Here is a 3436-nt window from a genome sequence, read left to right as displayed (position 1 = left end):
AGTCATAATATTGAAATTTTCCGTGATGAAGACAATACAACATCACAATTTACTGGACTGATAGCTGAATTACCACCTTTCCCGATTAGTGGTAAGCACACATTTTACTTTCAGTACCATAACCCAAAATCAAAACAATGGGAATTAATTGGTGAATTACCACAACCGCAAGTCAGTAGCGAGTTTCCATGTCGGTATTATGTATCACTAACATCTAAGGGAATATTAAGAGTTCATGCTTTTGAAATTCCTTACTGGACATCAAATAGTCCAGAATGTTTACTTCAAGAAGGATGTGTATTTCGCGACGCACTTCAACCTCAACCGAATGATATAGAGGCAAAACGCGACCCCTTTTCTGGAGAACATTAAATTAAATACTCAAACACCCATATCTATACCCACGCCCATATCCATACCCACGCCCATATCCATACCCACACCCATATCCATACCCACGCCCATATCCATACCCACGCCCATATCCATACCCACGCCCATATCCATACCCACACCCATACCCACACCCACGCCCATACCCACACCCACGCCCATACCCACACCCACGCCCATACCCACACCCACGCCTATACCCACACCCACGCCCATACCCACACCCACGCCCATACCCACACCCTATAAGGGTGAGGCTATACGAGCGAAGCCTGCCTTCGCAGGCTAAAAAATTCTAAGGTTTTTGGGCTGAAACTAAAAACTCAAAAAGTTCTTTTTTGGATGTGCGTTTACGAATTATACGAATGCTGATATTAGTAAAACCTACATCTTGAAATATGCTGGCAAAAATAGATTCAACAGGAAGCATTACATCATAGAACTTTGAATTACCTACAATATAATGAATAAAACCTCCATGCTGAACTACCTTATAAAGCTCCTTACTATGAAGTACAATATCGTAAAAATATTTATGAACATAACGCGCGAGCAAATCACTTGTTTGAGCAATTTGGTCAATAATTTTGTAAAAATTTTCATAGGGAATTTTCAAATCATGTTCTGGCGCCCATTTTGCAACATTACTAGTAGCGCAACCCCAAGTACCACCAATTGCTTGCCAATCAAGCTCACCCGCTTCTCGACCACTTTGTAAATAACCCAACCAATACATATAAGGACGCAGTTCACGGATATAACTCATGCGATTAGGATAAGGAGGGGATGTAATAACACACGTGTAACGATTTAACTCTAATTTGAGACTTAAATTGCGAGCATCACAAAGAAACACGCGCGGTTGAGTAATAATTTTTGAAGATGCTGATTGTTTAATTGTATGAATTATTTCTTTCCATTGTTGTACAATTGGATGTTCAAGCATTTCCAACAATGGGTATTTTGGAGCATTACTTTTTTGAAAAGACATAGATTGATGTCCAAAACTCACGTTTGCACGTTCAATCATGAGACGACAAAATGCTAGCTTGAGTAAGGCACTTGTTTTAGAAGAAATTGAGTTTTCAATTAAATTAATATTTTGTATAATACTACTAAGTGAGAAGAGTGTTTTTTCATCCCACCACTTTTCTATTTGATGTAAAGGAGGAACCCATGAATTTTCTGTTTGAGAGATTAACATTTTTTCAGCAAGTAGGTGAGAGCATTCTTCAAGAGCTACTATATCTTCTGTTGAATACGAGTTGATTTTAGTACATGCTAACCATGCTAAAAATGGATTAATATCAACTGTATCGCTTTCTATTCCTTGTTCTGCACAAACAAGCGCTGTTGTACCAGTTCCACAAAAAGGGTCAAGTACAACTGGATTTTGATATTTATAGCTTTTTAATATATCTGAAACAAGATGGACAGAATATGCAGGTGTTAATCTCAACCATCCATAACGAGTTTGCTTTAAATTACCCTTATAAGTAAGATGTTCACTTAAACCAAATTTGGAGGATTTCATATAATTATGCCGTAAGTAGTGTGCTTAAAATAGTTTCTATTTCGTCTTTGATGCGTATAGAGTTTCTTTGAAAAAAAGACCCAATGTCAAACCCAACGATATCTCTGAAGAAAACGTAAGTACTATCAGTTGTTGAGCCATGTACAGTTCCTGTCAAAAGTAGCCATTGTGCTTGAACATACCGTTGGGCAACATCTGTATCTATTTGCGTAGAAAAGAGAATTAAAGTAGGGATGTATAAATTAGCATAAGCATTAGAAGCGTTAGCAATATCAGCATTTTGTCTTTTTGAATCTTTACTTTTGTAACCTTGCCTTGCTTCAATTACTATACCCTTAATATTTTGAATAGTTTCTTGAGGTAAATATAATTGGCTAGATACTTGATTTATCCATTCTTGAAAACGGTTCTTTATGTTTACATTTTGTAACTTATCGATATCAATTCGCCCATCTAGGGATAAACGACGCGGTTTAGATTTTGATGTTGGTACTACGTAACTCCAGCTAGCATCTTCTTTTGATAAACCAAGATAATCTTGTAAAACCTGGTTGAGAATCCATTGACTGCCAATGCCTAGTTGTCTATATATAGAAGTCATTCCACCTGCTGCTTTATGAGCCGCATACATTAGAGGAGAATCAAGACCTATCCAACTGTAAAATGGATCAGAGCCGTATAATTCCTGAAATTGCTGAACAGTAAGCCCGTCTTTTCCACCTTGCCCAAATTTAGGTTTGTATTGAGAGCAGGCACGTAAAGGAGTTGTCAGTAGTAAAAAATAGCGGTCATCCTCCGATAAAGTTTGTGGCAGAGGCGGAGGAGGTACTGAAACAGTTTCACCATCTTCTGACATTTCAGACTCGTCATCAATCATGCTTTTAATCTCCTAAATTAGTATCTAGATACTAAACCACAATACTTTAAAACCAGGTAAAATTGTGTAAATAATAAAGTTTATCAATAATTTTAAATTTAATTTTAAAGTTTAAATGCTTTTTAGGCGCCCACAGGATAAGGTATGGAAAATCTTACTAAATTATTAGCACTTGAAGAATCACAGTTAGCTTGGGTATTACGTTTAGGTTTACACGGTTTGCGAAGTCAGTTACAACAAGCACTTCAAACTACTGATGATGATTTGGGTAATACTGCTTGCCAAGCACTTGTAGAAGAACTAAATTTGCTTCTGGAATCTAAAGATTTAATGTATAGTACAAACACACATTCTAGTGAAGATGTGTTTGAACCAAATGTAAATGAACATGAATTAAAGCTACAGCATATAGTAGATAAACTGCTAGCTGACCGAGAGCTATCGCAGTATATCGGGGAGTATGAATTTCATAGTACAAATGATGGAGACTTATGGAATGAAATTCAAAGGTTATTGCTGCGAGTTCCGGAAAAACTAGCTGAAAATTGGCGCCAACTTTCAAAAAGACTCGCTGAAGAAGTTGGCGCCAATTTAGACCACCGTGTGTATAGACAGCTACCATTTAATCACTG

The 3436-nt window shown here is 37.2% G+C and carries 3 protein-coding genes and 2 pseudogenes; 2 read left to right on the top strand and 3 right to left on the bottom strand.

The window, feature by feature from the left end:
- Positions 1–372: pseudogene (locus tag AC2JBO_RS43935) on the top strand (molecular chaperone); the annotation flags it as partial.
- Positions 373–381: 9 nt separating this feature from the next.
- Here the strand turns inward: AC2JBO_RS43935 and AC2JBO_RS43930 are convergent.
- The 3 genes from AC2JBO_RS43930 to AC2JBO_RS43920 form a co-directional block, all read right to left on the bottom strand.
- Positions 382–627 carry a hypothetical protein gene (locus tag AC2JBO_RS43930; protein WP_496959911.1) on the bottom strand — a complete coding sequence of 82 codons (246 nt, stop codon included), beginning with the start codon at positions 625–627 and terminating at the stop codon, positions 382–384.
- 61 nt (positions 628–688) lie between these two features.
- A complete protein-coding gene (locus AC2JBO_RS43925) occupies positions 689–1927 on the bottom strand; it encodes a DNA methyltransferase (protein ID WP_496959910.1) in 1239 nt (412 codons plus the stop codon).
- Between the two features lie 4 nt (positions 1928–1931).
- A complete protein-coding gene (locus AC2JBO_RS43920) occupies positions 1932–2804 on the bottom strand; it encodes a hypothetical protein (RefSeq protein WP_496959909.1) in 873 nt (290 codons plus the stop codon).
- Positions 2805–2948: 144 nt separating this feature from the next.
- Here AC2JBO_RS43920 and AC2JBO_RS43915 point away from each other — a divergent pair.
- A pseudogene (locus AC2JBO_RS43915) lies at positions 2949–3436 on the top strand (hypothetical protein); the annotation flags it as partial.

The organism is Calothrix sp. CBUCES-K 9914, from assembly GCF_059640475.1.
The sequence above is the reverse complement of the archived record's forward strand: the minus strand, read 5'-3'. Positions and strand labels throughout refer to the sequence as shown.